The sequence below is a fragment of the Mesorhizobium sp. M7D.F.Ca.US.004.03.1.1 genome, assembly GCF_003998635.1.
GTDB lineage: Bacteria > Pseudomonadota > Alphaproteobacteria > Rhizobiales > Rhizobiaceae > Mesorhizobium > Mesorhizobium loti.
The window spans coordinates 1-2866 of sequence record NZ_RZQG01000771.1; the positions used below are offsets into that span (position 1 = coordinate 1).

Here is a 2866-nt window from a genome sequence, read left to right on the forward strand (position 1 = left end):
AGCCATGGTCCACCGGCCGCACTTGCGGCTCGGTCGAGCGCTGCAGGATGAAAGCTATCGAACCAATGGCAAGGAACAGCGTGCTCACCAGAACACCGGCTTCCGGGAACAGCGCCGCACTCAAACCCACCGAAAGCGACGCACCGGCAATATAGACCAGCTCGTCCGCAGCCGATTCGAAGGCGAAAGCGGTGTTCATCTGCGGCCGCCCGCGGAAAATCTCGGTCCAGCGCGCGCGCACCATTGCCGGCATGCTGGGCATGGCGGCGGCCAGCAACGCCGACACGAACAACGTCCATACCGGCCAGTCCTGATTGGCCGCCGCAATCAGGACTGCGAAAGCCAGTACGGAGATGATGGTGGTGGGCACCACGATCCGTGTCTGGCCCAGGCGATCCACCAGCCTCGATATCTGCGGCGCAACGAAGGCGTTGGCCAGCGCGTATGTCGCGGAGACGGCACCCGCCAGCCAGTATTCGCCGCGCGTCTGCGACAGCATCGCCACGATGCCGATCGGCGCCATGGCGATCGGCAGGCGCGCCATGAAGCCGGCGGCTGCAAAGCCCTTGGCTCCGGGGGCGCGAAAGATTTCCGAATAGGGATTTTGCATGGGTGGTTCCTCGACAAAGGACGATTCGACAATTACATACGGAGCGTATGATTGTTAAATAGAGCATACGCCGCGTATGTCAATTGGCATACGTAACGTATGTGAATGGGTCCAGAAGCCATGCACAAACCCCGCAAGGAGATGATTGCCGAGACGCGCGCCAAGCTGATCGCGGCCGCCCGCCATGCTTTCGGTACGATCGGCTATGCCGAAGCCTCGATGGATGATTTCACCGCATCGGCCGGGCTGACGCGCGGCGCGCTCTATCATCATTTTGGCGACAAGAAGGGATTGCTGCAGGCAGTCATCGCAGAAATCGACGGCGAGATGGCGGCGCGCGTGAACGAAGTGGCGGCGAGGGCCCCGACCCGCTGGCAGCATTTCGTCGACGAATGCACAACCTATATCGAGATGGCGCTGGAGCCGGAAATCCAGCGCATCATGTTCCGGGATGGTCCGGCCGTGCTGGGGGATCCCGCACAATGGCCGAATGCCAATGCGTGCATCGCGTCAATGGCCGGCCATCTGACGACGCTGCAGGAGGAGGGGGTTGTCGTCTCCGGCCTCGATCCCGAGACTGCCTCGCGGCTGATCAACGGTGCGAGCAGTCAGGCGGCGCAACGGATCGCCAATTCGAACGACCCCGAAGCGACGTCGAAGAAGGTGGTTACGGCGTTCAAGCAACTGCTCGAAGGCCTGCTCAAGAGGCCGGGTCCGCAACCGAACTGATGTCCCAGCGGTGACCCACGGCCGGCAATTGACAATCGCCGGGTTGAGTTCATCCTTTGCCACCATCTCTGAGCGGAGATTCGGGGCGCATGTGGGATTTCGATATCGGCAGGTCGGTGTCCATCATGATGCGGACCTGGCCGTTCATTGTCTTTCGCATGATCGTCTATTTCGGCATCACGCTGGCCTACATCATGGCGACCGGCACCGGCGCCTCCGTCGGCTATGGCGTCGGCCATATCTCCACCGATCCCGACGGGCCGCTGTCCTTTGCCTTGTGGGGCGGGGTGGTCGGTTTCGGCATCGTCTCGATCGCCGTCTACTGGATCCGCGAATATATCCTCTATGTCGTCAAGGCCGGCCACATCGCCGTCATGGTCCATCTGATCGACGGCCGTGACATTCCCGGCGGCCAGGACCAGATCGCCTACGCCAAGGACATCGTGACCCAGCGCTTTGCCGAGGCCAATATCCTTTTCGTCGTCGACCAGCTGGTCAAGGGCGCCATCCGCGCCATCATCGGCCTGCTCGGCGGCATCGCCGCCTTCTTGCCGATTCCGGGCCTGAGCGGCCTGGTCTCCTTCATCAACACGGTGATCCGCCTGTCGCTGACCTATGTCGACGAGATCATCCTCGGCTACAACATCCGCATCAATTCAGCCTCGCCGTTCGAGACGGCGCGCCAAGGCGTGGTGCTCTATGCCCAGAACGGCAAGGTCATGGTCAAGAACGCCGTCTGGCTGGCGGTCATCATGTGGGGCGTGTCCTTCGTTATCTTCCTGCTGATGCTGGCGCCCGCCGGCGCCATTCTTTTCCTGATGCCTGGGCAACTCGCAGGCTGGGCCTTCGTGCTCGCCATCGTCTTCGCTTGGGCCTTCAAGGCGGCGTTCATCGAGCCTTTCGCCATCGCTTGCCTGATGCAGGTCTATTTCAAGACCATAGAGGGCCAGGTGCCTGATCCGGCTTGGGACGCCCGGCTGGCCGAGGCGTCGTCGAAGTTCAGGGAGCTCAAGGACAAGGCGCTGGCCTCCTTCGGCGGCTCGCGCTGGGGTACAGCCGGCGCGACACGCTGATCCGGAGCGGCATCGACGGCGTTGAGACGCGCCACGGTTGACTTCAGCGGCACCTCACCCTGGCCGCAAAAAATCTCGCTCATGATCAGCTCGGGCAGCGGCAGCCGCCGTCCCCAGCCATGCGTTTCGAGGTCTGGTTTAGGCGCGAACTCGGAAACACGGCCGACGCAGAGATAGGCGACCGGCGTCACATGCTCGGGAATCGACAGCAGGCCTTTCAGCGCCTGCGCCTCGATGATGCTGACCCAGCCGACACCGACGCCTTCGGCACGCGCCGCCAGCCAGAAATTCTGCACCGCGCAGACGGTGCTGTAGAGGTCCATCTCCGGATTGTGCCAGCGTCCCAGCGGCGAACCCTTCGAACGCTGCCGGTCGCAGGTGATACAGATGTTGAGCGCGCTTTCGCAGATGCCTTCCAGCTTGAGCTTGCGGTAGAGCGCCTGCCGCTCTTCGT

At 62.5% G+C, this 2866-nt stretch carries 3 protein-coding genes; 1 reads left to right on the forward strand and 2 read right to left on the reverse strand.

Features of this window, described 5'->3' with window-relative positions; genetic code table 11:
- Positions 1 to 610: MFS transporter (locus tag EN935_RS29545; RefSeq protein WP_164771429.1), on the reverse strand; the 610-nt coding region annotated here is incomplete at its 3' end.
- 120 nt (positions 611 to 730) lie between these two features.
- Here EN935_RS29545 and EN935_RS29550 point away from each other — a divergent pair.
- The gene (locus EN935_RS29550) at positions 731 to 1339 is read left to right on the forward strand and encodes a TetR/AcrR family transcriptional regulator (protein ID WP_109662224.1); all 609 of its coding nucleotides are present in this window, start codon (positions 731 to 733) and stop codon (positions 1337 to 1339) included.
- Positions 1340 to 2264: 925 nt separating this feature from the next.
- Here the strand turns inward: EN935_RS29550 and bluB are convergent.
- Positions 2265 to 2866 (reverse strand): 5,6-dimethylbenzimidazole synthase (gene bluB, locus EN935_RS42950; protein ID WP_127373900.1); only part of this gene is annotated, 602 nt, incomplete at its 5' end.

Coding starts and splice junctions, on each gene's coding strand:
- EN935_RS29550 (WP_109662224.1), top strand. CDS start 731: ATGCACAAACCCCGCAAGGAGATGATTGCCGAGACGCGCGCCAAGCTG.